The following is a 26813-nucleotide window of genomic DNA, read 5'->3' on the forward strand; positions in this document are numbered from 1 at the left end:
GGTTGATAGGTATGAAATACGGAGAAAACTATTTTGCTTTTTCTGCCGGTAAGCTTAAGAAATAATCGGCTTCTCCCCTTCCCCAGTTAGGATCTAAAGCTGTTTTGGGCTTGTAGGTTTTAAACTTTGCCTGAGCCTCTTTAAACATCTCCAATCCTTTGGTTTTGCTGCCTCCGTACTGTTCAGGAGTAAAATAGACATCTTCCGCTTTGATCAATGCAATTCTAGGATTTGAAGGATCTAATTTTTCTGCAATATTCATCTCCTCAGCAGCTCTTGCCCCGTCTGTCATATAACGTTGAGCAGGATTCACCATCATTCTCAGAGAATAAGACATTTTTCTCAACAGGTGAATTTCTGCATTATCAGTTCCTGCAAGATTCTGAGCCATTGAAAGATGTTTTTCAGCCTGATCCGCAATACCATCCAGTTCCTGCATTTTTCCGTCTCTCATCAGGGTTCTTCCTTTTTGGATATAAGAAAATGCTGCATAGTAAGCCGGAAGCCATTTTGTGCTCTCTTTACTTCCTATTCTCTGGAAATCATTCGCCAGGGTCTGGAAATCTTCTGAGGTTTTGCAGGTTTCTATTCTGGCTATTTTTTCAGACATTATTTTATCATAATCTGCCTGTGCAAAAGCAGTTAAGCTCACAAAAGCTAAAGCAAAACTTAAAAGGTATTTTTTCATGATATCAAATTTTAAAAGTGAGTTATGTTTGTTTGTTCTAAGATATGTTTTTTATAAATTATTATTGATGGCATCATCTGTTTTATCTACTCCGAAGCTTATAAATGCTCCTATGAAAACAAAAGTGTTGACTGGCGGAACAATAGCAGAGCTTCTGGAACCATTGGCTGAAAAATTATAGCCATAGATATTCTTTGATCCTAAAATATTGCTGATGCTCAATACAAATACCGGAAAAGCTTTTGCATCTTTTTTACCGATATTCGGAAGATAATTGACGCTGAAATTCAGTGCGTTGTAATCCTTAAGTCTTCCTTCATCCCGGATAAAATTTACAGCTTTTCCATCTTTAAATGTGGAGGCAATGTCATAATAAGGCCGTCCTTTGGCGTAAGTATATGATAGATTGACCCCAAGTTTCCATTCCGGAATAAATCTTTTTGCTACTGCTGAAAGCGTATGTTCTGCTGCAAAACTCGGCTGAAGACTTACCGGATAATTCAGGAAATCTCTTTTTGAATCCAGGTATGAGTAGCTGATCCAGTAATCGATATTTTCAAATGTCTTTTTATTATCTCTCCAGAAAAATTCCAGTCCTTTTGCATATCCGTAGCCATCATTATTTAAAGCGTTCTGAATCTGCTGATTTTGCTCTTTGTTCTGGGTAATATTGAACGTCTTGATCAACTGGTCATATTTCTTGTAAAATGCCTCAAAACGTAAAGTTCTGCCTTCTGAAGCTCTCTGAACCTGGAAAATATAATGCTGGGATTTCTGGAAGCCAAGATTAGCAGGTCCATTGATGTATTTACTTTCCGGATTCTGATAAAAAATCCCGTAAGCTAACGAAGTTGTCCAGTCTTTTGCCAGACGGTATGCAATTGCGAAACGAGGTGCAATATTATCCTTCCCTAAAAATGAAGAATGTTCTGCTCTTACCCCTATTTTCGCTGACAATGCATTGCTGAATCCGAGATCAGTTTCCACAAAAGCAGAGGAGATCAAATCTTTATAATGTTTCTGTACAGCTTCAAAATTCAGATTTTCATCAGTATTATTCAGTTCAATTCCTCCTCGTACTGCACTGATTCTGTTGATTTTTCTTTCAAGAACAGCTTTGAAGTTCAGATAATTTCCATCAGTCAGAAGCTGGCTTCTGTTGGATTCAACATCATTAGTTTCCGTCGAAAAATGAAGATCCGATCTGTTGTAGGAATAAGAACCGCCTACATTCAAAAGATATTTTCCGAATTTCTGTTTAAAAGAAAGGTTATGAAATGTATTTTTTCCGTTAAGTTTTACCAGGCTGAAATCATATCCGGGTTCAAGACTTTCTGATCTCACGCCCATTTTATTGGAATTGAACATTCCATAATATTTGAAAAAGCCTCCTGACTTTGTTTTAAATCTGAAATTCAGATCTCCGTTTAAACCTTGTGGTGCTTGTATAAAATCTGTATTAAAATTAAAGACTTTCTGCATCAGACTTAAAAGCGAATATCCTGCTGTAGCTCCGTAGGAATAGTTTTTATTATCTCCTAACTTCTGAAATCCTGCACTCAGAAAAATAGGAGAAACCCCAAAGTTATAGGAAGTTTCATCCGGAAGATCTACACTTTCCAGCATCAATGCTCCCGAAAGAGCCTGCCCGTACAAGGCAGAATAACCGCCACTTGAGAAGATATTTCCTTTAAAAAGAGATGTATTGAACTGATCTCTTCCTGCAATCCCCGGAACAGAATTGGAAAAATAATTATTGATAAGACTTCCATCCATAAAGATTTTAGATTCTGTTCCTGTACCCCCACGAATGAATAACCCTTCCGTTCCTCCTACTTTTTGAACTCCAGGAAGATAGGTCAAAGCCGAAGATATCTGTCCGTCTGCTCCTGCTGTGGTATAAATATCAATGGGAGTAAGCAATGCTGTTGCTCTTTTCTTATCGCTGGCTTCAATAGATCCTGCAGAAACGACTACTGCATCTATTTCACTAATCTGTTCTTTTAGATCAATATTCAAATAAACATCCTGATTTTCAATAGAAACGGTTCTTTCTACGTTTTCATATTTCGGATGGGTAAAGGTAATTGTGTGAGCTCCTTTTTCTGAAGTTTCGAACGTAAAATTACCCTGCGCATCTGTTGTTGAACCATCATAGGTATCTTTCAACGTAACATTTACTTCAGCTACTCCTTTGTTTTTGAAGGATACTTTTCCTGAGATTTTCACCTGGGAATATCCCATAATGGAGGTGAGAAGGAGAATCAGAAACAGGATGTTTTGTCCTTGTGTTTTCATTTTTATTGTTTTCTGGGTCAAAAATAGTACGGGAAATGCCTTTCTGTAAAAAATTTATTACTGAAAGGCATTCTTTTGCTACCGAATGGTAATTAATGAATCGGAATGCAAAAATCCACGATCATCTTCCCTTCCGGATGTTCCTTAAAATTGGTGTGATAGATTTCATAGGGAAAGGTTCTTCTTGTAGAATAATTGTTTTCATTCATCCATAAAAACAAAGAAACCCAGCACTGCTCAAAGTCGGCGAGAGTAACTTCACCGCTTCCTACAATGTATTTTCCGCCCTCTAAAGTTTCTGCAAAGACTTCTCCGTCCTGCTGAGTCAGTTTCTCATCCAAAAGCATGCAGGCATGAATTCTGACCTTATCGGGAGGCGTTATTTTGCAGCTGTCGTGATAAACAGAAATCATTTTAAGATTTTCCCGGGGAAACAGTTTTTTCTTCTTTGCCCAGTCTATTAAGATGTTGAAAGAAGTTTCTACGTTGGCCATTCCAAGGCTCATAACGGAGGTCAGATTCATTTCCGGCATTTCTTTTACTTCGATTTTTAAATTCATTTTAGTCCAGTTTAACAGGTTTTCAATGTTGCAAATGTATTGGCTGAAAACCGTATCAATTTGTCCGTTCTTGCTTTGTATTTGTAAAATCTTGTGAAATTTTTCAGGAGCCGATCTGCGGAATTCTGTTGGAGCGAGACCGTAATATTTTTTGAATGTTTTGCAGAAAACAGAATGATTGGAGAAACCAAGATCCCAATAGATCTCCTTGATGTCCATATTTTTATGAACCGCCAGATGAAGGGCACTTTTCTCTATTTTCTTTCTGATGATATAATTCTGAAGGGTTTCTCCTGTAACCAGCTTAAAGATTCTGTGGAAATGAAAAGGAGAATAGGCGCTTACCTCTGAAACTTTTTCCAGAGAAAGATCCGAATCAATATGGCGATCAATATATTGAATGGTTTTTACAATCCGTTTTTTATATTCTTCCACTTCAAAGGTGTTAATTCACAAAGATATTTCTTCGGACCGGAATGATGTTGTCTTTTATTGCTATTATCAGAAATCGTTTTCTCTTTTACATTAAATTTCTATTTCAAAGTACTTAATAAGAGGAGTTATATCTTTAATTTTCTGATCAGAAGAAGCCATATAACTGTGATAATCTTCATGGATAAAAATCTCTCTGGTAAAGAATTTTTCATCTTCAATAATACATTCATTATGCAAGATTTCAAAAGAATCCAGAGGTAACATCATTCCCGCTCCATGGGCTTTTATTACCGCTTCTTTTCTCGTCCAATACATAAAGAAACTCTTTATTTTATCCTCAGAATCATGAATTTCCTTGAACTCATTTTCTGTCATCTGAAACTTGAAATCCACATAATTCATTTCAGGATCATTAAATTCCACATCTATTCCCAAAGGATATTCTGCAATAGCACAGACCACAAGATCCTTGGAATGCGAGATATTAAAATGAAGATCAAGTCCTTTTAAATAAGGCTTTTTGTTCGGAAGAGTTCCTATTTCTGTTTCAGAAATGTTATAGTAAGTCTTCAAACCATATTGCAGAAGGACTTTTCCCAGCAAAGAAAGCTGTGAATCCTGCCACCTCCTGTACCTCAGGATATCCTGTCTGATTTCCATAGCAAAAGCAGGCAGATACCTGTCCAGAAGAGGCTGATGTTTTGTTTCATTGATGAATGTATACAGAATAATCATTTTCTATTTCTTTGCGCCTTCTGGATTTGATTTATAAGTGGCTTTCTATCCACTAAAATAAGCTTTTTTTACCTCGTTTTAAATACAGTTAGCCTCCAGAGCTAAGTCTCAGAATTTAAGGATAAAACAGGCTGTATTAAAGCAATCATTCCAATTAAGTTTTTCAAAAAAGAGTGAGATCATAAAGCCCTTTGGAAAATCTTTTTTAAATTTATCGTAAAATCACTATAAATCATTGAACAAATGAAAGTACAAACATTAGCATTATTGGCGGGATTTGCTGTTTTTGCCGTTTCATGCGGAACCACAAAAACGTACTCTGTAAATGCCAAAAGCGGAACACAGACAGGAGGAACGGCGAAGTTTACTCAAAATGGAAATGAAGTAACCATGAAGCTGGATATTACCAACCTTACTCCCGGAATCCATGCAGTACACATTCATGAAAAAGGAGATTGCTCTGCAGCAGACGGAACTTCTACAGGCGGTCACTGGAATCCTTCGAAGAATGATCATGGTAAATGGGGTGCTGAACATTTCCACATGGGAGATATAGGAAACCTGGTTGCTGATCAGAACGGAACGGCGACGTTGACTTTCAAGACAGACAAATGGTGTCTGGGTTGTACAGATGAGTCTAAAAACATTATTGGAAAAGGTCTTATTGTACACGCCGCAGCAGATGATTTCCATACCCAGCCTACCGGAAATGCCGGAGGAAGAGTGGGATGTGTAGAAATTAAGTAATCTACTGTATTCAATAAAAAACCGCTAACCAAAAGGATTAGCGGTTTTTTATGTTTAGGATTTAGCCCCCATATCTGATACAATATTCATTGCTTCCTGCAGGTAAAGATCTTTTTTCAGATTCTTGATCCACATTTCAGATTTTTTCTTGAAAGCTTCGTCTTTTTTCTCTCTTTCAATTTCACTTGGATACATCATGAACTGAAGACCATTTTCAAATTTTGTCAATGCTTTGAACTTTTCAATCTGAGATTTTCTGTTCTTCATCAGCTCATTGAACTTAGTAATATTCAATGTGATATTTTCTTCTTTATCCAGTTTTTCTCTCCACTGAGCAGATTCTAATAACAACTGGTAATTGCTGTTTTTAGCCATTCTGTCTGCACTTGCCTTTTCCAGTGCCTGGATATTGAAATAGTTAAGTTTCTGGAATTTTGTAGGAGGAATTTTATCCCAGGCCAATGCATAATCATCATATCGCTCTCCTACTTCAGCATACGTAAAGAAATCTTTCATCTGGATATCAGACACGATTCCTTTTCTCTGTGTAGACTCTCCTGTAATTCTGTAGAATTTCTGAATTGTCAGTTTTAGAGATCCGAAATCATCTTCTGTGTTCAGGAATCTGTTCAGATCCACAAAAGTCTGAACGGTACCTTTTCCGAAAGATTGTGGAGATCCGATGATCATCGCTCTGCCATAGTCCTGCATTACTCCTGCAAGGATTTCTGAAGCTGAAGCGGAAAGCTCATTTTGCATAATAACCAGCGGGCCTGTCCAGATCGGAGTTTCGTTTTTATTCTTAAGCGTCTGTATTTTCCCGTTTCCGTCTTTCACCTGAACGTAAGGACCTGCTTCCATGAAAAGTCCCATGATATCTCCTACTTCAGTTAAAGAACCTCCTCCATTATTTCTAAGGTCAAGAATGATTCCCTGAATATTCTGTTCTTTAAGCTTAATAATTTCATTTTTGATGTCATCAGAAGCGTTTCTTCCTTTGGCGTTTTCAAAATCAGCATTAAAGCTTGGCAGGTTGATGAAACCGTATTTTTTACCATTTGGAGCATTCACTACAATACTTCTTGCAAATGTATCTTCAATAGCAACTTCTTCACGGATCATCGTTACATCTTTAATGGTACCGTCTTTTTTCTGAACCGTTAAGGTTACCGGAGTTCCTTTTTCACCTCTGATCAAACGTACTGCTTCATCAGAAAGCATTCCTACCACATTTACGGCATCTTCTTTCGGTTTAGATCTTACTTTCAGGATTTTATCACCTTCAGAAAGCTGTTTCGACTTCCATGCCGGTGCTCCAATAGTAAGCGCTCCTAAGTAAAGGTTTCCTTTTTTCTCCTGGATCAGAGCCCCGATACCGATTACTTTTCCGGTAAACTGAGTATCAAAATCTTCTTTATCTTTTGGAGAATAGTAGTTGGTATGTGGATCGAATACTTCTGTATAAGCATTCATATACACAGTAAACCAATCCATTTTCTTTCTCTTTTTGAATCTCGTGAAAGTATCTTTTACAAGGTCTTTTACTTCATCAGTCGCTTTTTTGATCTTCTCGTCCTGAGTAAGTGGCTTAAACTTGATCGTATCTTTCAGTTTGTATTTCTGAACAGAGTCTTTCTTTTCTTTCTGAGCTTCTTCTTTGCTGTTCATCGACTCAACTTCCTGAAGGATATTGTATTTGATGAATTTTTTCCATTCATTATACTGTTCCTGTTTGTTGGCAGGTACTTTTTTCAGTTTGGGCTCAAGAGTAAGCGTTTCATCTTCCTGAAGATTAATCGGCTTACTGAAAATATCCTGTGTGATTTTATCAATCTCATCCACTCTTTGGTATAGCCTGTCAATCGTAAGCTTATAGAATGTAAGATCACCTTGTCCGATATAGTCATCAAGCTTTGTTTCATGCTTGCTGAATTCATCCATATCAGATTGAAGAAAATATCTTTTGGCTGGATCTACCAATTCGAAATAATGCTTATAAACGTCCTTCGAATAGGCATCATTGATAGATTTCGGGCTATAATGCAGATAAGAAAGTGTGTTTTTTACGCTCACCATTATCGTCTGCATCTTTTCATCGTCATTCTGTGGCGAGTTGAAACAAAACATTAGACTGGTTAATGGAATCAGGAGTAAAAATTTATTCAGTTTGAAATTTTTCCACATAAACTGTCTTTATTTATTAATTTTTTTAAAATAAGTATAATAATTAGTAGCAGTAAGTCTGGTACTGTTACAAATGATCAAATTTAATACCTTATTTACAAATATCGACAGTTTTGACGATTTTTATTTAAAGAGATTTGCAAATAACCGAGACAGTGTCAGCCATTTCCTATTATCAGGCTATTTGATGACAAAATGATACAGATCGCTCTTTTCACAGGCATATTTAAGTTTTACTTTTTTAATTAAAAAACAAATAACACATACCACAAAAATCAATTTCATATCATAAAGGCATAAAATATGCAGAGAATTAACCATACAAATTCAAAATATTAAGTCATGAAAAGTTTATTATGGTTAGTAGCAGTCATCTGCATCGTTGTTTGGCTATTGGGAATGCTAGGAGTTGTTCCCGGAATGAGTACAGGTTATTTAATTCACGTTTTACTGGTGATCGCCATTATTGTTATTCTTTATAATATCATTTCCGGCAGAAAACCTCTCGACTAGTTTATTATTTTGTACAACCACTTAACATTAAAACTATCAGGCTTTACAGGTGTTATTCCCCGGATACCAAGAAATTTTATAGGGGAAATACCTGTAAAGTTCTGAGTTTGATGAAATAAAATTCATCTTAAATTTCCTTCATTTCAGTTTTATTCTCTGCGCTTTGTGGTTTTCCTTATCTATGTTCACCTCTTCATTCTACAGGCCATAGTATGAGAATCTTATTCTCATTTCACAGCAGCCAATCCCAATCTGGTATTTTATGGCGTCTGATTTTTACCTACATTTGATGTGTTGAAAATCTATTTGTTCAATTCTGAAAATGAACAAACTCACTCTATTTAAATAAAAAAATTAAAGATAATTTATGGAAAGACCACTTATTCTGGTGACTAATGATGACGGAATTACAGCTCCCGGTATCAGAAATCTTGTCAGTTTTATGAATGAAATCGGAGAAGTAGTGGTTGTAGCACCCAACTCTCCCCAAAGTGGAAAAGGCCACGCTATTACCATCAACTCTACCCTAAGTTACGAAGAAGTTACCCTTGATGGCCCGCAAACTGATTTTTCGTGCAGCGGAACTCCTGTAGACTGTGTAAAAATGGCTCTTGATAAGATCCTGAAAAGAAGACCGGATATTGTGGTTTCAGGAATCAATCATGGGGCAAATTCTTCTATCAATGTAATTTATTCGGGGACTATGTCTGCTGCGGTAGAAGCTGGCGTGGAAGGAATTCCTGCTATTGGATTCTCATTACTGGATTTTAGCTGGGAAGCAGATTTTACTCAGGCTAAAGAATTTATCCAGAATATTGTAAGAAGAACATTGGAAAATCCAATGCCAAAAGGAATTGTACTGAATGTCAATATTCCAAAACTCCCGGCGGAAGAAATAAAAGGCGTAAAAGTCTGTAAGCAGGCTCATGCCAAATGGGAAGAAAGCTTTGATGAAAGAATCAATCCACACGGTAAAAAATATTACTGGCTAACAGGTTATTTCAACAATATGGACGATTCTGAGGATGCTGATGAAACGGCATTGGCTAACGGATATATTTCTATTGTTCCGGTAAAGTTTGACCTGACAGCTTATGAATACATGAAAACATTGGAAGAAGTGATGACTTTTGAAGATGTAAAAGAAGTAAAATAACAAGGAAAAAATAAAAGCGTGAAATCAGATTTCACGCTTTGCTTTTTATATGGCTAAAATAATACTTTATCTTCTTTTCTGAGCTCTTCCAGATAGGCCTTTTTTTCATCTCTGTAGAAAAGGTTCATCGTTTCAAAAGGGATTAACTTCAGATCTTTATTGACAATATGTACGCATGACTTCTTCACCGCTCTTACATCAAAATCATGAGCATCCATAAAGTTCATAATAATTATTCTGAAAAGGTTATCATAGTCGAGATCCGGAGCACACACTTCCGGCAGACAGCACAGTAACTGATTGACTTTAGGCTGAACTTTATCTACGGAAATTCCGGTACTGAAAATATCCAGCAGCTGCATATGCAACCCCTTATCCTGTTCGTAAACAATGGTATTCCGTGATTCATTATTCAGAAGATCTGCAGGATTGATATATCGGGTTAAAGGAATTGTTTCGCCCTGAAGTTTCAAGATATATCCCATAGCCAGCGCATCCGGGTTACATGGAACAGGAATAATATCATCAGAATGCAACAGGGGAAACTGATTGATAATTTCCTGTCTTACCTCAGTCAAAGTAATTTTTTCATAAGCAGAGTCTTCCCGGTTTCTTCCTGCAATTTCAACTGGCTGGAAGGTAATTCCTCTTACGCATTTCTGTTTCAGGGCAAACTCTATAATTTTTCCTATTTCATCGATATTTTTATCTTTTTGAAGAACGATAACCAGTGTCGTAGAAAGGTTAAGTTCATTGAGTTTTTCAAGTGCTTTAATTCTGACTGAAGTAAGATCCTTCCCTCTGAAATCTTCCAGGACTTCGGGTTTAAATGAGTCAAACTGAAGGTAAATTTCAAACTCAGGAGCATACGTCGCCAACTGTTCAGCAAATCCCGGATCATTGGCTATTCTGATTCCGTTGGTATTCAGCATCAGATGTTTGATCGGTTTTGATTTGGCAATATCCATAATTTTGAAAAATTCCGGATGGATTGTAGGTTCTCCCCCACTGATCTGCACTACATCCGGCTCCCCTTCATTTTTTACGATAATATCAAACATAGCCTCAATTTCTTCCAAGCTTCTGTGACTTCCATAATGGGGTGAGGACATCGCATAACAGGTGGGACACGTCAGATTACAGCGATCTGTCACTTCTACGATAGAAAGACAGCTATGCTGTTCATGATCTACACATAGTCCACAATCATAAGGACAGCCATATTCCACATCTGTTCCGAAATGAAGAGGCATTTCAGAGGCTTTATTATAGTTTCTTATATTTTTATAATACTGCACATCAGAAGCTATTTTTGTTTTAAAAAATCCATGATCCGGACATCTCTTGGTCATAAAGACAGTTTCATCCTCAATAATGATTTTAGCACCTACCCTTTTAAGACATTCGGGGCAAAGACTGATGGTATAATCGTAATAGCTATAATTTCTTACTGGCATAGCAAAATTTTTAAAGTCCTCCGCAAATATAACCGCTGATTAATCCACAGATCAGAAGGGATATAAGCATGGTCTGGATAAATTGTTTTCTGGTGAATTTCCGGTCTCCTTTCCTTTCATAAATAAGTTTTGTAATAAAAGCGACGATGAGGGAAAAAACCACTGCTACCAAAATAATAGCACCAATAATCATTATCACTACCCCAGCCAGATTGAGATTCCCTTCTAAAATAGTTAATGTTTTCATCTTGAATATTTTAAATATAAAGATCCGGTATTTTTAATTTTATAAATGTAGTAAATAATTACACAGATACACACCACTTGAATTGTACCTATATTGGCAATGATTTCTACCCTTGGTTTTATAAAGTCCAAAAGAAATCTGAATGTAAAATAACTGAGCATAAACAGCTGAAATATAAAACCGGAAGGGTATTTTTTAAGTTTCTGAATATACCTTAATCCTACCCAAAGAACCATTAAAAAGGCTATTTCATACAAAGCAACAGGGTGTCTGAGATATTGGTCTCCCAAATGCATTCCAAAAACAGAATCAGTAGCAATACCATACGTTTCTTCATAAACCCCTGTAAGAAAACACCCTATTCTGCCTATCATCATGGCCAATATCAGGGGAAAAACAATAAGATCTCCCGTACTCTCTTTATGGTTCACAATCTTTTTTGCCAGCTCTACTCCCAATAAACCAAAGGCCAGCCCTCCTACAATAGTATTGTTTGACCAGAACTTTCTGATAGAAAAATTTTCAAATAATGCATAAGGATTTTCGAGATTACCGATCAGCTTGGAACCTATCAAAGCTCCGGCAGTAGCACCAATTAAAACTGCCGCAGAAGTATTGAAGGAAAGTTTTTCTTTAGACTTACGTTTCAGATAAAAATAATATCTCATGCCCAGAAACATTCCGGCAGCCTCAAAAAGCGGATGCGCAAGTATCGTTTTGCCGAAAATATGAAATGTTACAGGAAAATCCATTGTTTCAAAAATACACTATTTCATATTATTCACTACCTTTATTCTGACAAATAATTACAAAATGCGCATAGAATATGACATAAAACTGGGGTTTAAGGATGTAATGTTCCGCCCTAAGCGTTCTACTTTAAAATCCCGTTCGGAAGTTGATTTACAAAGAGAATTTACCTTTAAACATACCAGGAAAAAATGGACAGGAGTTCCCATCATTGCCGCTAATATGGATACAGTAGGGACATTTGAAATGGCCGTTGAACTGGCTAAAGAAAAAATTATTACAGCGGTTCATAAACATTATACCCCGGAGGAATGGAGCCAGTTTCTGGACAGTCAGCCCGAAAGTATTCATCAGTATATTGCTTTGAGTACCGGAACGGGAAAAGCAGATGAGGAGAAAATAAAGCAGATTCTCGAAAAGCACCCAAAAATTGAGTTTCTCTGTATCGATGTAGCCAATGGTTATTCTGAACATTTCGTTGAATTTGTGAAGAAAGCTAGGGCCAATTTTCCGGACAAAATTATTATGGCCGGAAATGTGGTTACCGGAGAAATGGTGGAAGAGCTTCTTCTGGTAGGTGCAGATATCATAAAAGTAGGTATTGGCCCCGGATCAGTATGTACCACCAGAGTAAAAACCGGAGTGGGATATCCTCAACTTTCAGCGATTATAGAATGTGCTGATGCTGCTCACGGTTTAGGCGGGCATATCATCGCTGATGGCGGCTGTAAAGTTCCCGGTGATGTAGCGAAAGCCTTTGGCGGAGGTGCAGATTTCGTCATGTTGGGAGGAATGTTTGCCGGACATGATGAAAGTGGCGGAGAAATGATTGAAGAAAACGGTAAAAAATATCGTTCTTTCTATGGAATGAGTTCCAAAACAGCCATGGACAAGCATTCCGGGGGTGTGGCAGAATATCGTGCTTCTGAAGGGAAAACAGTGAAAGTAGCGTATAAAGGGCCGGTAGCAGATACTGTGAAAGATATATTGGGAGGTGTGAGATCCACATGTACATATGTAGGAGCTTCAAAACTCAAGGAACTTTCTAAAAGAACTACTTTTATCAGGGTTCAGGAACAGGAAAACCAGGTTTTTAAGGACTAGAAATACAACAAAAGGCTTTAGATTGCGTATCTAAAGCCTTTATTTATTCTTTTGTTCTGATGTATTTTTTATTAAAATATTTTTGAAGCTGATCATTTACATAGGTTTCGTCCTCTTTTACAGAAGCCATTTCATCCATATGTAAAATTCTTGGAACTTCTTTTATTTTGTCTACCACCACAGAATCCTGAGAAGAGTTTTTAATTATATCAACCCTTTCATTCATCTCTCTTTCATATTCCTTAAGATCTGTAGTCAGAAGCTCCATAATTATATTTTCACCATTAAGATCAATATTAAAATAAGAATATCTCTCAGGGAAAACTTTGAGCTCAGGAAGGAAAATAATGAAAAGGGAAATCCACCAAAAATTTTTAATTTTCTCAAATTTGAAATAGACGATTAGTGAAAAACTGATTAAAAAATAAAAGATGATACTTTCAAACTGTCTTGCAATAGAGGTTAGGATATACCCTGTAAATAACAAAGGTATCAATGAAACCAACCAGAATAAAACAGCTTTTTTCAACAGTATCTGAGCAGTGATTTTCTTGAGTTCTTCTTCAAAAACTTTAATAAAAAGAGGTAGTATTAAAAGTACTTTAACTGCAACATAGAGTGTATTGGCTCCAAAAAGGCCTGTTCTTTTCACCCATTTTATAATTCCTTGCTCGGTTTCACCCATTCTGTTGAAGTTACCAGGCGCAAGAAAACTTACCGATAAAAAGACGCTTGCAGTCAATACCAAAGTCAGGTTTTTCTTATTACGTTTCTGATAATAAGACACCAACAGAATTCCCCATACAATCAATGCCAGAATTTCATTAGAACCCATCAGCATTACGACAAGCAGTATGGAAAGATAAAACCAGATATTCTTTCCCGTATCTTTATTTTTTTTAGTAAAATAGAGTAAAATACCCGCTAAAATTGCAGGAACGAAGTAGATATTGGAACCTGTGATCCAGAAGTAATGTTCAGGCAGGCTTACCAGAAGTATGGTATAAAAGAAAAATAAAAGAAAGCCTTTTTTAATAGACTCTTTGTAAGAATAGTTGAAATATTCTTTAAAGTTTAATGCGGAAACTCCAATAAAGGAAAGCATTAAAAAAACAGGATAGATTTTCGGAACAATATTTTTACTGTCATAAAAGACAGGATTAAACATATTAATAGAATATCCGAAATATCTTCCGCCCCATGTTGTATAGGTATTGATACAACTTTGCAGCAGTCCCATTTTTCTGGTAGTAAAGGACCAAAAATAATCATCGGTCTGATATACATTAAAGAAACTTATGTATGCCAGACCGACGCCTATTATAATCGACAAGAATAATACGATATTCTGTACTTTTTTCATTTTCTAAGTTAACATTCCACCGTCAACGTTTAATGTCTGTCCGGTAATGTATGCAGACATTTCGCTGCCTAAGAATACACATGCATTGGCGATATCTGCAGGCTGTCCTCCTCTCTTCATCGGAATTTCCTCTCTCCATCCCTGAACTGTTTTTTCATCCAGAACAGCAGTCATTTCCGTTTCGATAAATCCAGGTGCAATCGCATTACATCTGATATTTCGTGATCCTAACTCCAGTGCCACAGATTTTGTAAATCCGATCACCCCGGCTTTAGAAGCTGCATAGTTGGCTTGTCCGGCATTACCCTTCACCCCTACTACAGAAGTCATATTGATGATAGATCCGGATCTTGCCTTCATCATCGGCTTGATTACCGCTTTTGTAAGGTTGAAAACTGAATCTAAGTTTACTTTGATTACTTTATCCCAATCTTCTTTGGACATTCTCAATAACAGGTTATCTTTTGTGATCCCTGCATTGTTTACCAAAATATCAATCTGTCCGAACTCCGCCATTACCTCTTCCACCAATTTCTGCGCTGCATCATAATCTGATGCATCAGACTGATATCCCTTGATTTGGGTTACAGAACTTAAAGCCGCTTCTAATTCTTTTGCTTTGTCTACAGAGCCAGCGTAGGTAAATGCTACTTTTGCCCCTTGCTGAGCAAACATTTCAGCGATACCTTTACCGATTCCTCTTGTAGCTCCGGTAATTAGTGCTACCTTTCCTTCTAATATTTTCATATCTATTGACAATTATTTTCTTTTTATAACTCGTTCAGCTTGTGACAGCTGCCTCTTCATGTTTCTATAATTCCTTTCCGGAATTAAACGGTTTGCAAAGATATTATAAAATGTTATTCAACCCATTGAAATTGTCAAAATACTACTATTTTTTTGATGATTATCAGGATTTTTTTTAAAGTTGACCGAAATTATTTCTAAATCTGGTGAAGTAAATAAAGTCTGTCTTTTTACTCTTGTCTAGTCTCAACACTTCTTTCTGCCAGAAATATTTTTCATAAATAATGTCTTTCAAAGGCTCATTCTGAAAATTGGAAACTCCGAATTTTCCTTCTTTTTTAACAACAATTTCGTTTTCAGCATTCCCGAATGTTATAATATCTTCGTAAACAAAGGGTACAATTTCTGTTCCTTTCCCATCCAGAATCCCATATAAATTATCTGTATTTCTGCAGACCAAAGGTTTTGAATATTGATTAAGGGGATTAAAATAGTCAACATCTTCACTTTTTATCTGGCTGATATTTTTCAACTCAGATAATGACTGATCTTTCACTGTAAACCTAAAGTACCGATCCTGTTTTCCAACAATAAGATTATCCGGATAAAAACCAAGAATCTGAACCCCGCCACCCACGATATTTTTAAGATCTTTATCGAGAAACTTCTCTTCATTTCCTTTTTTAAGATAAATGAAATCATTTCCGGAAATAGTAAAACTTCGGATAAAATCATATTCCTGAGGATAAATAATATTCCCTTCCAGGTCTATAATCCCGGATTTCTTTATCTTATCATTATAGACACTGAAATATTTATCCAATAAAGGATTTACATATTTAAAAGCCTGGGCATACAGCCTTCTGCTTTTCTTACTGAAAACTGTAGTTTTTCCGTTTTTTGTAAGATAGATATACTCCTTTTTACCAAAATATTCCGGGGTAATATCGTTATAGATTTCTTCAGCAATCGTATTTTCATCTGTATCAATCAAGCCATATTTTCCTGTAGCTTTATTCTGAGTGATCAGATAAGGATAGGCATTAATATCTACCACTTGCTTTGAAAACTTGTGCAAAGTCTGGCCATTATTTCCAATGATTTCTTTTTCACTATCTTCATTGATAATCAGTGCTCTACCCTGTTCAAAGCTATAATCTTCCTTAAATTCACGATTACTGAGCTGCTTTCCTTTAAGGTCATACAGAAACCATTTTTTATCTTTTAAAACAAAAAGTCTGTTCTTCCCTGAAAAACGGATCTTTTCTGAATAGGGAATAATTTCCTTTCCGTTAAAATCATATACAGCCTCAGCATTCTGTTTTGATGAGATGATACAATCTTCACTCCACCATGGTGTATTAAATTCCTGATCATTTAAAGGGATAATTTCATTTCCTTTTTCGTCAATAACTGCTGATTTTTTACCATTTCCTTCATCAGAATAAAGAATAAACCGGTTTTTGAAAACATGCAGAATACCTCCTTTGTCTGAAGACTGAAATGTAATCGTTCCTAAAGAATCTACAATGCCCTGTTTCTTATCACCAGTATCATAAAATGTTCCATAACCTTCTGAATAAGAACTGATTTCCTTCCCTGTTTTTTTCGACAGGATTACCTTCATATATTGGTTAGTCTGTGCTGTACAGATTACAGAACACAATACAAAAACTAATTTTTTCAAAGAAAATTAAATAGAATTATTGACAATAAGAACGATCTCCCCTTTTAAAGTTTTACTCTTGGAAAACTCAATTAATTCATTGATAGTTCCGCGTTTCGTTTCTTCAAATTTCTTGGAAATCTCACGGCTTAAGCTTACTTTGGTTTCTTCTCCGAAGAATTCTTTGATTTGCTCCAGCGTGGTATTGATCTTATGAGGACTTTCGTACAAAACGATGGTCTTTTTTTCTTCAGCAAGCTGTTTCAGCTTGGTTTGTCTTCCTTTTTTCTGCGGCAGAAATCCTGCGAACAGAAATTCATTATTAGGAAGTCCCGAAACCACAAGTGCCGGAATCAGAGCGGTTGCTCCTGGAAGGCAGATCATGTCAATATTATTATCTGCTCCTGCTTTGGCCAGCAAATATCCGGGATCTGAAATACCAGGGGTTCCCGCATCTGTAATAATAGCGATATTCTGGCCGTTTTTAAGGTCTGTAATCACTTTTTCCGTTGCCTGGTGCTCATTGTGTAAATGATAGGACTTTAAAGGTTTTGAGATCTCAAAATGTTTTAAAAGTATTCCAGAAGTTCTGGTGTCTTCACATAAAATATAGTCTACTTCTTTCAGGACATTTACCGCCCTGAATGTCATATCTTCCAGGTTCCCAACGGGTGTGGGAACAAAATATAGGATTCCGCTCAAAATTATAAGAATTTATTTTCCACCAATATCCAAAGTCTCTGTGCATATTCATCCACCTTATTCCATTTCCTGTCGTAATACAGATCGCTGAGATATTCTTTGGCTTCTTCCAGTGTTCTGAATTGATTCAGCTGATAAACAGTATCATTCAGATCTGCCTGGCTTCCTTCAAAAAGCATCTTCGTAAAGGCAAGTCTGTCATTCAGATCCAGTTTAAATTCAGGTTTCAGCTTGTCTGCTTCCATGAAATTGGTCGGAATATTTGATTTCAGAATACTTCCTTGATCTTCTTTTATAACCGGAGAAGTTTTATCTTCTTTGGGAAGTTCCAGATGGTCGTCATCAAAAAGTGACTGAACAGCTTTCATTCCTTTGATATTGGCTAATTTTATTTTTTTCTCCCGATGGTATTCTTCTAAATTTTCGAAGCTTTCATCAGAACGATGTTTATCTGTTTCTTCGGGAACAGGTTTATCTATTTCCACAATTTTTCTTCTGTCATAGACTTCAGCAAGGATGCTTTCTTCTTTTACAGGTTCTTCTGAATGGTCATTTTTAATCTCACTCAGAATATTTTCCACATTGGAAGTTTCTGTAGCCATTTCTCCCTGCTCTATGGATACATTTGAAGCTACAAACTGTTCTTCATTTTCTTCAATCAGGATTTCATCATCCAGCGTTTCCGTATCAAAAATACTCGGAATTGTTTCCGTTACAGGAGGTTTTGCATCATTTACAACTGCAAAATCAGTTTCTTTTTCAGATTCCGGTTCAGAAGTTTCTTCTTCCTGCTCTTCTATCTCATTAAGCTGAGTATTGAAACTGGTTTCTTCTTCTGTGACTTCATTATGAAACAGATCTTCATTAAGATCTTCATCTGAATCCGGTGTAGAATCTGCAAGAATTTTATCTTCATCCACAAAACTCAAAACTGCTCTCTGTTCCTCTGAAATTTCATTTTCATCAATTTCGTTCAGCTGATTATTGAAAACGGCCTCTTCTTCCAGATTTTTATATTCAGGAGTCTTTTCCTGAATAATTTCCGGTAAATTTTCTTCCTTGTTTTCTTCTACAAAGCTTACGATATTTTCATGGAATTCATTTTCAACAATTTCATTTAACTGATTGTTGAAAACAGCCTCTTCTTCTTCAGATTCGTCTGAAAAAACTTCATTTTCATCAATTTCGTTCAGTTCATTATTGAAAATAGCTTCCTCTTCCATCCCTTCATTTCCGGTATCGTGATGTTCTGTTTCTCCTGAAACAAAAGATACATACTCATGGTCTTGATTCTGCGCCGTATTGTCTGCTACGAAGTATTCAATATTTTTTTCCAGCAGTTTCAAAAAAGAAATCCTGTTAGCAAGCTCATCTACAAGATCTTGCTTGGAAAGTAATTCGTCTATATGGCTTATTTTGTCCAGATTATCAATGATATTCATGGATTCAAAAAAAATCTTTTCCTTTAAATCTTGGATATTCTGCATAATAAGATTCTTATTAAAATTGCTTACTTTTGATGTTAAAAATATACGGCTAATTTAACAAATGTTTTTAGAAAATACAATTAATCATTCCAAACAAAGTGGTTGGATGGAAGTGATTTGCGGCTCTATGTTTTCCGGTAAAACCGAGGAACTGATCCGCAGATTGCGAAGAGCGGAAATGGCAGGACAGAATGTGGAAATTTTTAAACCTAAAATGGATATACGGTATTCTGAAGAGGATGTAGTTTCTCATAATCAGAATAAAATCCGTAGTACAGCAGTAGAAAACCCAAATGAAATTCTTCTGTTGGCTTCCAATTGTGATGTAGTAGCCATTGATGAAGCTCAGTTTTTTGATGAAAGCATTGTGGATGTTGCCAATCAGCTTGCCAATAGCGGTATCAGAGTCGTTATTGCAGGATTGGATATGGATTTTTTGGGCCGTCCGTTCGGACCAATGCCTAATTTGATGGCGACTGCCGAATATGTTACAAAAGTGCATGCTATTTGTAAGAGAACAGGTAATCTGGCCAACTATTCCATGAGAACTTCTCAGGGAGATAATCTGGTAGAATTGGGAGAAACAGAAAGCTATGAAGCAGTAAGCCGCCGTGTTTTTATTGACGAAGTACTTTCAAAAAGAAAATAATAAAGGATAAGGGCAAAACAGAGAAAAGCTGTTTGCATTAAGCCGATAATATATTCACTTAATATAAAAATGAAAAGCGGAAAAGCTTTATTGTAAAATATTAAAAAAGGAAAGAAGAGGATAGAATATCTTCATTTCTTTTGCAGTTTTACCTTTTTGCAGTTTCGCTCAAAATAAAGCAGAAAGGGTACCAATGAATTATACAGTACAACACATTGCAGAGATCACCAATGCACAGATCATTGGAGACGGAAATTTATTGATCAAAAATATAGCTTACGACAGCAGAATTATTTATTCTATCAAGAATACAGCCTTTATTGCCATCAATACTCAGAAAAATTCCGGAGAAAAATTTATTGAATCTGCGATGGACAGAGGTATCAATGTCATTATTTCTGAACATCATTATCCGGAGTTTGAAAATATTACCTGGATCATTGTTGAAAATTCTATAGAGTTTCTTCAAAAATTAGCAAAGTATCATTTCGAACATTCTCATTTACAATCCATCGGAATTACAGGAAGTAATGGTAAAACTATTTTAAAAGAATGGCTCTATCAATGTCTTTGGAATGAATTTCCTACAGTTAAAAGCCCGAAAAGTTTTAATTCTCAGATTGGTCTTCCTTTGTCTCTTCTTCAGATCAACAGTTCCCATCAGCTGGGAATTTTTGAGGTAGGGATTTCAAAACCGCATGAAATGGAAAAACTTGAAAATATTTTCCATCCTCAGATCGGACTGCTTACCCACATCGGAACAGCCCATGCTGCCAACTTTTCTTCCGAAGAAGAACTGATAGATGAAAAAATAATTCTTTTCAAAAATTCCGAAGTCATCATTTATAATGGAGATAATTCTTTGGTTGATCAAAAAATTAAAAATTCGCATTCCGATAAAAAATTAATTTCTTACGGTTTTAAAAAACAGAATCAGGTTTTCATCAAAAACAATATTTCCAAAGATGAAAACATCATTGTTGAATATTTGGGTGAAGAAATCAGTTTTCCGGCGCACCAAAGAGACGAAGCGACATTAACCAACGCTATGGCGCTTATCTCCGTGCTAAAGGAACTGAATATCGAAAATAAAAAGATCGTTGAAAAAATCAACCTTTTAAAAGCCGTTGAAATGAGGCTTGAAGCCATTGAAGGAATTAAGGGTAATATTGTCATCAACGATTCTTTCAATCTTGACCTCGATTCTTTGAAGACTGCCCTGCAGTTTTTGAATGAATACAACAAATCTAAAAAATCACTGGTCTTAACAGATATTGTAGGAGTGAACTCCAACGCCAAAGAATTGTACGAAGAAGTTTCTGAACTGGTGAATGAGCAGCATTTTGATTCTGTCTTCTTAATTGGTGATGAAATATCAAACTTTAGTGAATTATTTAAATCTAAAACATATACTTTCATTGACACTAAAGAGCTCATTGAAAGTAAACATCTTACTGAAATAGAAAATCAGATTATTCTACTCAAAGGAGCCAGAAAATTTGAAATCGAAAAACTGAAAGATATTCTAGAACTCAGAAAACATGATACGGTATTGGAAGTGAATCTAAACGCGATTCTTCATAATATCAACTATCACAAATCACTGCTGAAGCCGGGAACTAAAATGATGGCTATGGTAAAAGCCAATGCCTACGGACTGGGAAGCTTTGAAGTGTCAGAATTTCTACAGCACCATCATATCGATTACCTTGGGGTAGCTTATGCAGATGAAGGAGTTGAACTCAGAAAAAAAGGCATCACGACTCCTATTATTGTGATGAATCCTGAACAGCACAGCTATCAGACTATAATAGAATACAACCTGGAACCTGAAATTTACAGTTTCAGAGTATTGGAACTATTCTATGAAGCGGTTCAGAAATCCGGATATGATAAGAAATATCCCATCCATATTAAGCTGGAAACAGGAATGCACCGACTTGGTTTCAAAGATTTTGAGCTGGATCAGTTAAGCGAAACTTTAAGCCAGAAAAACGTAAAGGTTCAAAGCCTTTTCAGTCATTTATCTTCTTCTGATATGCCTGAAGAAAAAGAATTCACTTTGAAGCAACTTGATGTTTTCGAAAAAAATTCAAGTTACCTTATTGAAAAGCTAGGCTACACTCCTATCCGTCATATTCTGAATTCGGCAGGAATTACCAGCTATAAAGATCATCAGCACGACATGGTGAGAATCGGTATCGGTATGCTGGGAGAATCTGCAGATCCTGAAATTCAGAAACAATTACGATCTGTGGTAAGCTTTAAAACCGTAATTTCACAGATATCAACCGTTGAAAATGGTGAATCAGTAGGCTACAGCAGAAGATATAAAGCAGATCATCCTACAAGAATTGCAACGATTCCTGTGGGATATGCAGACGGAATTCCAAGACTGATCGGAAATCAGGTAGGAAATGTAGGGGTAAATAAGACTCTTGCACCTATCGTCGGAAATATCTGTATGGATATGATGATGATTAATGTAGACCATGTTCCCAATGTAAAAGAAGGCGATACGGTAACTGTTTTCAACGCCAAACCAAGCTTAAAAGAATTCGCAGGATACTGCAAAACGATAACCTATGAAGTATTAACCTCCATTTCACCCCGGGTGAAACGGATTTATATAAAAGATTAATTATGAGAAAACTCCTGATTCTGCTTTCCATATTCCAATTGTTATTGATCCATTCTCAGGTAAAAAAAGATTTGGTAATTCCGAAAAACCCGAAAATCGGACTATCGCTTGCCGGTGGTGGTGCCAAAGGTTTTTCACATGTAGGAGTTCTTAAAGTATTGGATTCATTAGGAGTGAAAGTGGATTATATCTCCGGGACAAGTATGGGAGCCATCGTAGGCGGATTGTATGCCGCCGGCTACTCTGGGAAAGAAATAGAAAAAATAGTCATGGACACGGATTTCTATTCTCTGATTATGGATCCAAAGTCCCGGCAGGAAGCCAGTTTTTTCAATAAATCTGTAGACAAATATCTTTTATCCATTCCGCTTAAAAACGGAAAAATCACACTTCCCTCCTCTATCAGTACCGGACAACGAAACGTTTATCTTCTGAAAGAACTTTTCAAAAATGTTTCCAATATTGAGGACTTTTCCAAAATGCCTATTCCCTTCCTTTGCGTCGCCACCAATCTTGAAAGCGGCAATATGCAGATCTTTGAAAAGGGAGATCTGGTACAGTCTATTATGGCGAGTTCCGCATTCCCTTCTTTAATGGATCCGGTAAAAATCGGGGATAGCATTTATATTGACGGAGCCATGACGGTAAACTATCCGTCAAAACCGTTAAAGGACAAAGGAATTGATATCGTTATCGGGGTGGACCTTAACCAGGATCTTTCCAAAAGAGAGGATTTAAACAATATTATAGCCATTCTGAACCAGGTTATCGATTTCGGAATAAAGAAAGATACCAGAAAGCAATATAAATATACAGACATCAATATAAAACCCAACCTGAAAGGAATGTCTGCAACAAGCTATGATGATAAAAAGAAAATTCTGGATAGCGGATATGTGGAAGGTTTAAAATATTCCCAGATCCTGGACCAGCTTCCCAAAAGACCTTTTGACCGTCTCAGACAACAGGTGAATCCAATCTATTCCAACGTCTATAAAATTGATAGTATTTCTATTGAAGGAAGTAAAATTTATGGTAAAAACTACACACTGGGTAAGATGGGATTGCGTCTCCCCTCTTTGCAGACGTATGGAAGTATCAATAAAATGATTGATAAGCTGGTTGCCACCAACAACTACAAATTTATCAATTATGATATCGTTCAGGAGAATGACGCCAACTACCTGAAGCTTTACGTCACTGAAGATGATGCCCGTCATTTTTTAAAATTCGGATTGCATTATGACGAAGTTTTTAAAACGGGACTTCTTTTAAATTATTCTGCCAAAAGACTTTTATTCAAAAATTCTAACCTTTCGTTGGATGTCGTTGTAGGAGATCGTCTGAGATATTACCTGAACTATTTCGTAGATAACGGATATATACCAGGTGTCGGTCTTTACTCATCCGGGATGAGCTTTGATATAAAGAATATAGATAATTACGTAGTAGACCGTTGGGAATGGATCAGAAATGAAGCCTATATACAATCCACATGGAAGGACAAATTTGCTATTGGCGGCGGTATTAGTCACGATTATTTTAAAGCAGAAAACAGCAATGGAGATAACAGGCGATACAGCCGTTTTCTGAACCCTTATGTGTTTATAAAAACCGATACTCAGGATGATAAGGAATTCGCGACAAAAGGGGTTTATTTCGCTGCAGAAGGCAAGGTTGTAGACCTGTTAAAATCTGAAGTCGATAAAAGAATCATTCAGATCAAAGCAGATCTTAAGCTTAACATTCCCCTTGGCAAACAATTCAGTTATCGTCTGAATCTATTTGGAGGAGTTACCATTGGTGAAAATCTGCCCGCCTATTACCAATATAGATTAGGTGGAATTTTTGAGCAGAATCTCATGAATTTTAAAAGTTTTGGAGGATTCTATTTCGCCCAGCTTTATACAAACAATGTCATACTGGCATCCAATGATCTCCAGTTTAAGTTTAATAAAAACTATTTTATCAGCGGAAACTTTACCTTTGCCAACTTATCAAACGATATCAAGTTTGAGGATGCAGTTAAAGTAAATTATAGTTCACTGGGAATTACGGCAGGTTACAAATCTCCTTTCGGGCAGATAAAAGTAAACTTCAGCCACTCCCTAAAAAATAACCAAAAAGGTATATTCAGTGTTATATTAGGACACTGGTTTTAAAAAAAATGATACAGTTCTTTTATGAAAACTTACCGGAATCGGTAAGTACAGATTACAAAAAATGGCTGGAAGATCTTATTCTTTCAGAAGGAAAAAAACTAGGAGAAATCAATTATATTTTCTGTGATGATGAATATCTTCTTAAGATCAATCAGGATTATTTGCAGCATGATTATTATACAGATATTATCACTTTCGATTATGTAAAAGGCAAGACAATAAGCGCTGAGATTTTCGTATCTTTGCAGCGCATTTCTGATAACGCCTCTACCCTTTCCCGAGATTATGAAGAAGAATTAAGAAGGGTTTTAGCCCACGGTATTTTACACCTTGCAGGGTATAAAGACAAGACGGAAGAGGAAGAAAAAGAGATGCGGAGAATGGAAGATCTGTACCTGGATAAATACAGGGATTTAAAGTTTTAGAATTGAACAATCACTTAAGGTCCCATATCTAAAGTACTCTATTCTAGCAACAATATAAGTTTACCTAGAGTGCATTCTCCAAAAATGTTTCACGTGAAACATTGGTTATAAAGATAAGGTTTAAAGCTTAAAACAAGCGAGATAAAAATGATTTCAGAAATATATGATGTAATAGTAGTAGGTGCCGGACACGCAGGTTGCGAAGCCGCAGCGGCAGCAGCTAACCTCGGTTCAAAAACCCTGCTTATTACAATGAATATGCAGACCATCGGACAGATGAGTTGCAACCCGGCAATGGGCGGAATCGCAAAAGGACAGATCGTAAGAGAGATTGATGCAATGGGAGGATATTCCGGAATTGTGGCAGACAAATCTGCCATCCAATTCAAGATGCTGAATCTTTCAAAAGGTCCTGCGATGTGGTCTCCGAGAACCCAAAATGACAGAATGCTTTTTGCCGAAGAATGGCGTTTAGCATTAGAGAATACTCCCAATCTTGATTTCTTTCAAGATATGGTAAAACAACTAATTGTTGAAAATAATAAAGTAGCAGGAGTTGTTACTTCTTTAGGAATTGAGATTAAAGCAAAATCTGTAGTTCTTACGAACGGAACTTTTCTTAACGGATTAATTCACGTTGGGGATAAACAATTAGGCGGAGGAAGAATGGGTGAACCAAGAGCTTTTGGAATTACAGAACAATTGGTCACTTTAGGTTTTGAAGCAGGAAGAATGAAAACGGGTACTCCTCCAAGAGTAGATGGAAGAAGTTTGGATTATTCGAAAATGGAAGAACAGAAAGGAGATGAAAATCCACAAAAGTTCAGTTATCTTGACACTCCGAAACTGACAAAACAATTAAGCTGTCATATCGTATATACTAACGAAACGGTACACGATATTTTAAGAGAAGGTTTTGACAGAAGTCCAATGTTCAATGGTACGATCCAAAGTTTAGGCCCGAGATACTGTCCAAGTATTGAAGATAAAATTAATCGTTTTGCAGAAAGAAACAGACACCAGCTTTTCGTGGAACCGGAAGGATGGAAAACTGTAGAGATCTATGTCAACGGATTCAGTTCTTCTCTTCCTGAGGATGTACAGATCAAAGCAATGAAACATATTCCAGGATTTGAAAATGTAAAAGTTTTCCGTCCGGGTTACGCCATTGAATATGATTACTTCCCTCCTACTCAGTTGAAGCATACCCTCGAAACGAAATTAATTGATAATTTATATTTCGCAGGACAGATCAATGGAACAACTGGATATGAAGAAGCAGCAGGACAAGGATTAATTGCCGGAATCAATGCACACAATAAAGTTCATGAAAAGGGAGATTTTATCCTAAACAGAGATGAAGCTTATATTGGAGTATTGATTGATGACTTAATCACAAAAGGAACGGAAGAACCTTACAGAATGTTTACTTCACGTGCAGAATACAGACTTCTTTTAAGACAGGATAATGCTGATATCAGATTAACGGAGAAAGCATACCAGCTAGGATTGGCAAAAGAAGACAGATTAAGACGCGTTGAAACCAAAGTATCTGAAAGCCAGTCACTTGAAGAGTTTCTTCGCGAAACTTCTTTAAAACCAGGTATTATCAATCCAGTTCTGGAATCTATTGAAAGCAGCCCTGTAGATCAGGCTTACAGAGCAGCTCAAATCCTTACCAGACCTAATATGACATTAGAAAAACTGGATGAAATTGATTTTATCAAAGAAGTTTCTAGTCAATATAATGATGAAGTAAGAGAACAGGCAGAGATCAATATTAAGTATAAAGGATATATTGAGAAAGAAAAAGAAAACGTTGCTAAGTTAAATCGTCTGGAAAACATTAAAATTCCTGAAGATTTCGATTATACCAATCTTTCCAGCCTTTCTGCAGAAGCAAAACAGAAGATGTCTAACGTTCGTCCGAAGACTATTGCCCAGGCAGGAAGAATAAGTGGGGTTTCCCCAGCTGATATTAATGTTTTATTAGTTTACCTAGGGCGTTAAAAAAAATGTTTCACGTGAAACATTAGAAAATAAAAATAAAAATTAAGGTATTTATGAGCGTAAAACACTTCTGAATATCTTAATTTT

At 36.4% G+C, this 26813-nt stretch carries 22 protein-coding genes; 9 read left to right on the forward strand and 13 right to left on the reverse strand.

The genetic code is table 11. From position 1 onward, the window contains the following. Positions 1-28: 28 nt before the first annotated feature. From RAH34_RS09585 to RAH34_RS09600, 4 genes are all read right to left on the reverse strand, one after another. Positions 29-688, reverse strand: coding sequence for a hypothetical protein (locus RAH34_RS09585; RefSeq protein WP_306595975.1), 660 nt, complete (start codon positions 686-688; stop codon positions 29-31). A gap of 51 nt (positions 689-739) precedes the next feature. After that, positions 740-2986 carry a TonB-dependent receptor gene (locus tag RAH34_RS09590; RefSeq protein WP_306595976.1) on the reverse strand — a complete coding sequence of 749 codons (2247 nt, stop codon included), beginning with the start codon at positions 2984-2986 and terminating at the stop codon, positions 740-742. Between the two features lie 92 nt (positions 2987-3078). Beyond that, entirely contained in the window at positions 3079-3981 is a 903-nt protein-coding gene (locus RAH34_RS09595; protein ID WP_306595977.1) for a GyrI-like domain-containing protein, read from the reverse strand. Positions 3982-4071: 90 nt separating this feature from the next. Next, positions 4072-4716: a 4'-phosphopantetheinyl transferase superfamily protein gene (locus RAH34_RS09600; protein WP_306595978.1), complete on the reverse strand. Its 645-nt coding sequence runs from the start codon at positions 4714-4716 to the stop codon at positions 4072-4074. Between the two features lie 243 nt (positions 4717-4959). Here RAH34_RS09600 and RAH34_RS09605 point away from each other — a divergent pair, with 243 nt between their 5' ends. Continuing rightward, complete coding sequence (locus tag RAH34_RS09605) at positions 4960-5463, forward strand: superoxide dismutase family protein (RefSeq protein WP_062672846.1); 504 nt, start codon at positions 4960-4962, stop codon at positions 5461-5463. Positions 5464-5517: 54 nt separating this feature from the next. Here the strand turns inward: RAH34_RS09605 and RAH34_RS09610 are convergent, their stop codons facing one another. Continuing rightward, positions 5518-7647, reverse strand: a complete 2130-nt coding sequence (locus RAH34_RS09610; protein ID WP_114819630.1) for a carboxy terminal-processing peptidase — start codon at positions 7645-7647, stop codon at positions 5518-5520. A gap of 342 nt (positions 7648-7989) precedes the next feature. Here RAH34_RS09610 and RAH34_RS09615 point away from each other — a divergent pair, with 342 nt between their 5' ends. Both RAH34_RS09615 and surE read left to right on the forward strand, forming a co-directional pair. After that, positions 7990-8160 (forward strand): lmo0937 family membrane protein, encoded by a 171-nt coding sequence (locus RAH34_RS09615; protein ID WP_110008970.1) that lies wholly within the window; start codon positions 7990-7992, stop codon positions 8158-8160. A 367-nt stretch (positions 8161-8527) separates the two neighbouring features. Further along, positions 8528-9316, forward strand: a complete 789-nt coding sequence (gene surE, locus RAH34_RS09620) for a 5'/3'-nucleotidase SurE (RefSeq protein WP_110008969.1) — start codon at positions 8528-8530, stop codon at positions 9314-9316. Between the two features lie 53 nt (positions 9317-9369). Here the strand turns inward: surE and RAH34_RS09625 are convergent, their stop codons facing one another. The 3 genes from RAH34_RS09625 to RAH34_RS09635 are packed head-to-tail and all read right to left on the reverse strand — an operon-like array spanning position 9370 to position 11772. After that, complete coding sequence (locus tag RAH34_RS09625; RefSeq protein WP_306595979.1) at positions 9370-10773, reverse strand: radical SAM protein; 1404 nt, start codon at positions 10771-10773, stop codon at positions 9370-9372. Positions 10774-10783: 10 nt separating this feature from the next. Next, a complete protein-coding gene (locus tag RAH34_RS09630; protein WP_306595980.1) occupies positions 10784-11020 on the reverse strand; it encodes a hypothetical protein in 237 nt (78 codons plus the stop codon). Next, on the reverse strand, positions 11017-11772 hold the full coding sequence (locus RAH34_RS09635) for a prolipoprotein diacylglyceryl transferase (protein WP_306595981.1): 756 nt from the start codon (positions 11770-11772) through the stop codon (positions 11017-11019). Before RAH34_RS09635 ends, RAH34_RS09630 begins: the two co-directional genes overlap by 4 nt. A 61-nt stretch (positions 11773-11833) precedes the next feature. On the opposite strand from RAH34_RS09635, the gene RAH34_RS09640 reads away from it, so the two are divergent. Next, on the forward strand, positions 11834-12874 hold the full coding sequence (locus RAH34_RS09640) for a GMP reductase (RefSeq protein WP_114819626.1): 1041 nt from the start codon (positions 11834-11836) through the stop codon (positions 12872-12874). A gap of 43 nt (positions 12875-12917) precedes the next feature. Here the strand turns inward: RAH34_RS09640 and RAH34_RS09645 are convergent, their stop codons facing one another. The 5 genes from RAH34_RS09645 to RAH34_RS09665 all read right to left on the reverse strand — a co-directional run bounded on the left by RAH34_RS09645 (position 12918) and on the right by RAH34_RS09665 (position 18839). Next, positions 12918-14237: a DUF6056 family protein gene (locus tag RAH34_RS09645; RefSeq protein ID WP_306595982.1), complete on the reverse strand. Its 1320-nt coding sequence runs from the start codon at positions 14235-14237 to the stop codon at positions 12918-12920. Positions 14238-14240: 3 nt separating this feature from the next. Continuing rightward, entirely contained in the window at positions 14241-14984 is a 744-nt protein-coding gene (fabG, locus tag RAH34_RS09650) for a 3-oxoacyl-[acyl-carrier-protein] reductase (protein ID WP_041461954.1), read from the reverse strand. A gap of 175 nt (positions 14985-15159) precedes the next feature. Then, positions 15160-16671, reverse strand: a complete 1512-nt coding sequence (locus tag RAH34_RS09655; RefSeq protein WP_306595983.1) for a WG repeat-containing protein — start codon at positions 16669-16671, stop codon at positions 15160-15162. A 6-nt stretch (positions 16672-16677) separates the two neighbouring features. Further along, a complete protein-coding gene (rsmI, locus tag RAH34_RS09660; RefSeq protein WP_047377914.1) occupies positions 16678-17352 on the reverse strand; it encodes a 16S rRNA (cytidine(1402)-2'-O)-methyltransferase in 675 nt (224 codons plus the stop codon). A 2-nt stretch (positions 17353-17354) separates the two neighbouring features. Then, complete coding sequence (locus tag RAH34_RS09665) at positions 17355-18839, reverse strand: hypothetical protein (protein ID WP_306595984.1); 1485 nt, start codon at positions 18837-18839, stop codon at positions 17355-17357. 61 nt (positions 18840-18900) lie between these two features. Between RAH34_RS09665 and RAH34_RS09670 the strand changes: the two genes are divergently transcribed. From RAH34_RS09670 to mnmG, 5 genes are all read left to right on the forward strand, one after another. Further along, entirely contained in the window at positions 18901-19488 is a 588-nt protein-coding gene (locus tag RAH34_RS09670) for a thymidine kinase (RefSeq protein ID WP_034694049.1), read from the forward strand. 193 nt (positions 19489-19681) lie between these two features. Further along, complete coding sequence (locus tag RAH34_RS09675; RefSeq protein WP_306595985.1) at positions 19682-22129, forward strand: bifunctional UDP-N-acetylmuramoyl-tripeptide:D-alanyl-D-alanine ligase/alanine racemase; 2448 nt, start codon at positions 19682-19684, stop codon at positions 22127-22129. 2 nt (positions 22130-22131) lie between these two features. Next, on the forward strand, positions 22132-24291 hold the full coding sequence (locus tag RAH34_RS09680; RefSeq protein WP_306595986.1) for a patatin-like phospholipase family protein: 2160 nt from the start codon (positions 22132-22134) through the stop codon (positions 24289-24291). A gap of 5 nt (positions 24292-24296) precedes the next feature. Continuing rightward, positions 24297-24716, forward strand: a complete 420-nt coding sequence (gene ybeY / locus RAH34_RS09685; RefSeq protein ID WP_034694045.1) for an rRNA maturation RNase YbeY — start codon at positions 24297-24299, stop codon at positions 24714-24716. A 147-nt stretch (positions 24717-24863) separates the two neighbouring features. Continuing rightward, the gene (mnmG, locus tag RAH34_RS09690) at positions 24864-26726 is read left to right on the forward strand and encodes a tRNA uridine-5-carboxymethylaminomethyl(34) synthesis enzyme MnmG (protein ID WP_306595987.1); all 1863 of its coding nucleotides are present in this window, start codon (positions 24864-24866) and stop codon (positions 26724-26726) included. Positions 26727-26813 lie beyond the last annotated feature (87 nt).

The organism is Chryseobacterium sp. WLY505 (assembly GCF_030846215.1).
GTDB lineage: Bacteria > Bacteroidota > Bacteroidia > Flavobacteriales > Weeksellaceae > Chryseobacterium.

Coding starts and splice junctions, on each gene's coding strand:
- RAH34_RS09585 (WP_306595975.1), bottom strand. CDS start 688: ATGAAAAAATACCTTTTAAGTTTTGCTTTAGCTTTTGTGAGCTTAACT.
- RAH34_RS09590 (WP_306595976.1), bottom strand. CDS start 2,986: ATGAAAACACAAGGACAAAACATCCTGTTTCTGATTCTCCTTCTCACC.
- RAH34_RS09600 (WP_306595978.1), bottom strand. CDS start 4,716: ATGATTATTCTGTATACATTCATCAATGAAACAAAACATCAGCCTCTT.
- RAH34_RS09605 (WP_062672846.1), top strand. CDS start 4,960: ATGAAAGTACAAACATTAGCATTATTGGCGGGATTTGCTGTTTTTGCC.
- RAH34_RS09610 (WP_114819630.1), bottom strand. CDS start 7,647: ATGTGGAAAAATTTCAAACTGAATAAATTTTTACTCCTGATTCCATTA.
- RAH34_RS09615 (WP_110008970.1), top strand. CDS start 7,990: ATGAAAAGTTTATTATGGTTAGTAGCAGTCATCTGCATCGTTGTTTGG.
- surE (WP_110008969.1), top strand. CDS start 8,528: ATGGAAAGACCACTTATTCTGGTGACTAATGATGACGGAATTACAGCT.
- RAH34_RS09625 (WP_306595979.1), bottom strand. CDS start 10,773: ATGCCAGTAAGAAATTATAGCTATTACGATTATACCATCAGTCTTTGC.
- RAH34_RS09630 (WP_306595980.1), bottom strand. CDS start 11,020: ATGAAAACATTAACTATTTTAGAAGGGAATCTCAATCTGGCTGGGGTA.
- RAH34_RS09635 (WP_306595981.1), bottom strand. CDS start 11,772: ATGGATTTTCCTGTAACATTTCATATTTTCGGCAAAACGATACTTGCG.
- RAH34_RS09640 (WP_114819626.1), top strand. CDS start 11,834: ATGCGCATAGAATATGACATAAAACTGGGGTTTAAGGATGTAATGTTC.
- RAH34_RS09645 (WP_306595982.1), bottom strand. CDS start 14,237: ATGAAAAAAGTACAGAATATCGTATTATTCTTGTCGATTATAATAGGC.
- fabG (WP_041461954.1), bottom strand. CDS start 14,984: ATGAAAATATTAGAAGGAAAGGTAGCACTAATTACCGGAGCTACAAGA.
- RAH34_RS09665 (WP_306595984.1), bottom strand. CDS start 18,839: ATGCAGAATATCCAAGATTTAAAGGAAAAGATTTTTTTTGAATCCATG.
- RAH34_RS09670 (WP_034694049.1), top strand. CDS start 18,901: ATGTTTTTAGAAAATACAATTAATCATTCCAAACAAAGTGGTTGGATG.
- RAH34_RS09675 (WP_306595985.1), top strand. CDS start 19,682: ATGAATTATACAGTACAACACATTGCAGAGATCACCAATGCACAGATC.
- RAH34_RS09680 (WP_306595986.1), top strand. CDS start 22,132: ATGAGAAAACTCCTGATTCTGCTTTCCATATTCCAATTGTTATTGATC.
- ybeY (WP_034694045.1), top strand. CDS start 24,297: ATGATACAGTTCTTTTATGAAAACTTACCGGAATCGGTAAGTACAGAT.
- mnmG (WP_306595987.1), top strand. CDS start 24,864: ATGATTTCAGAAATATATGATGTAATAGTAGTAGGTGCCGGACACGCA.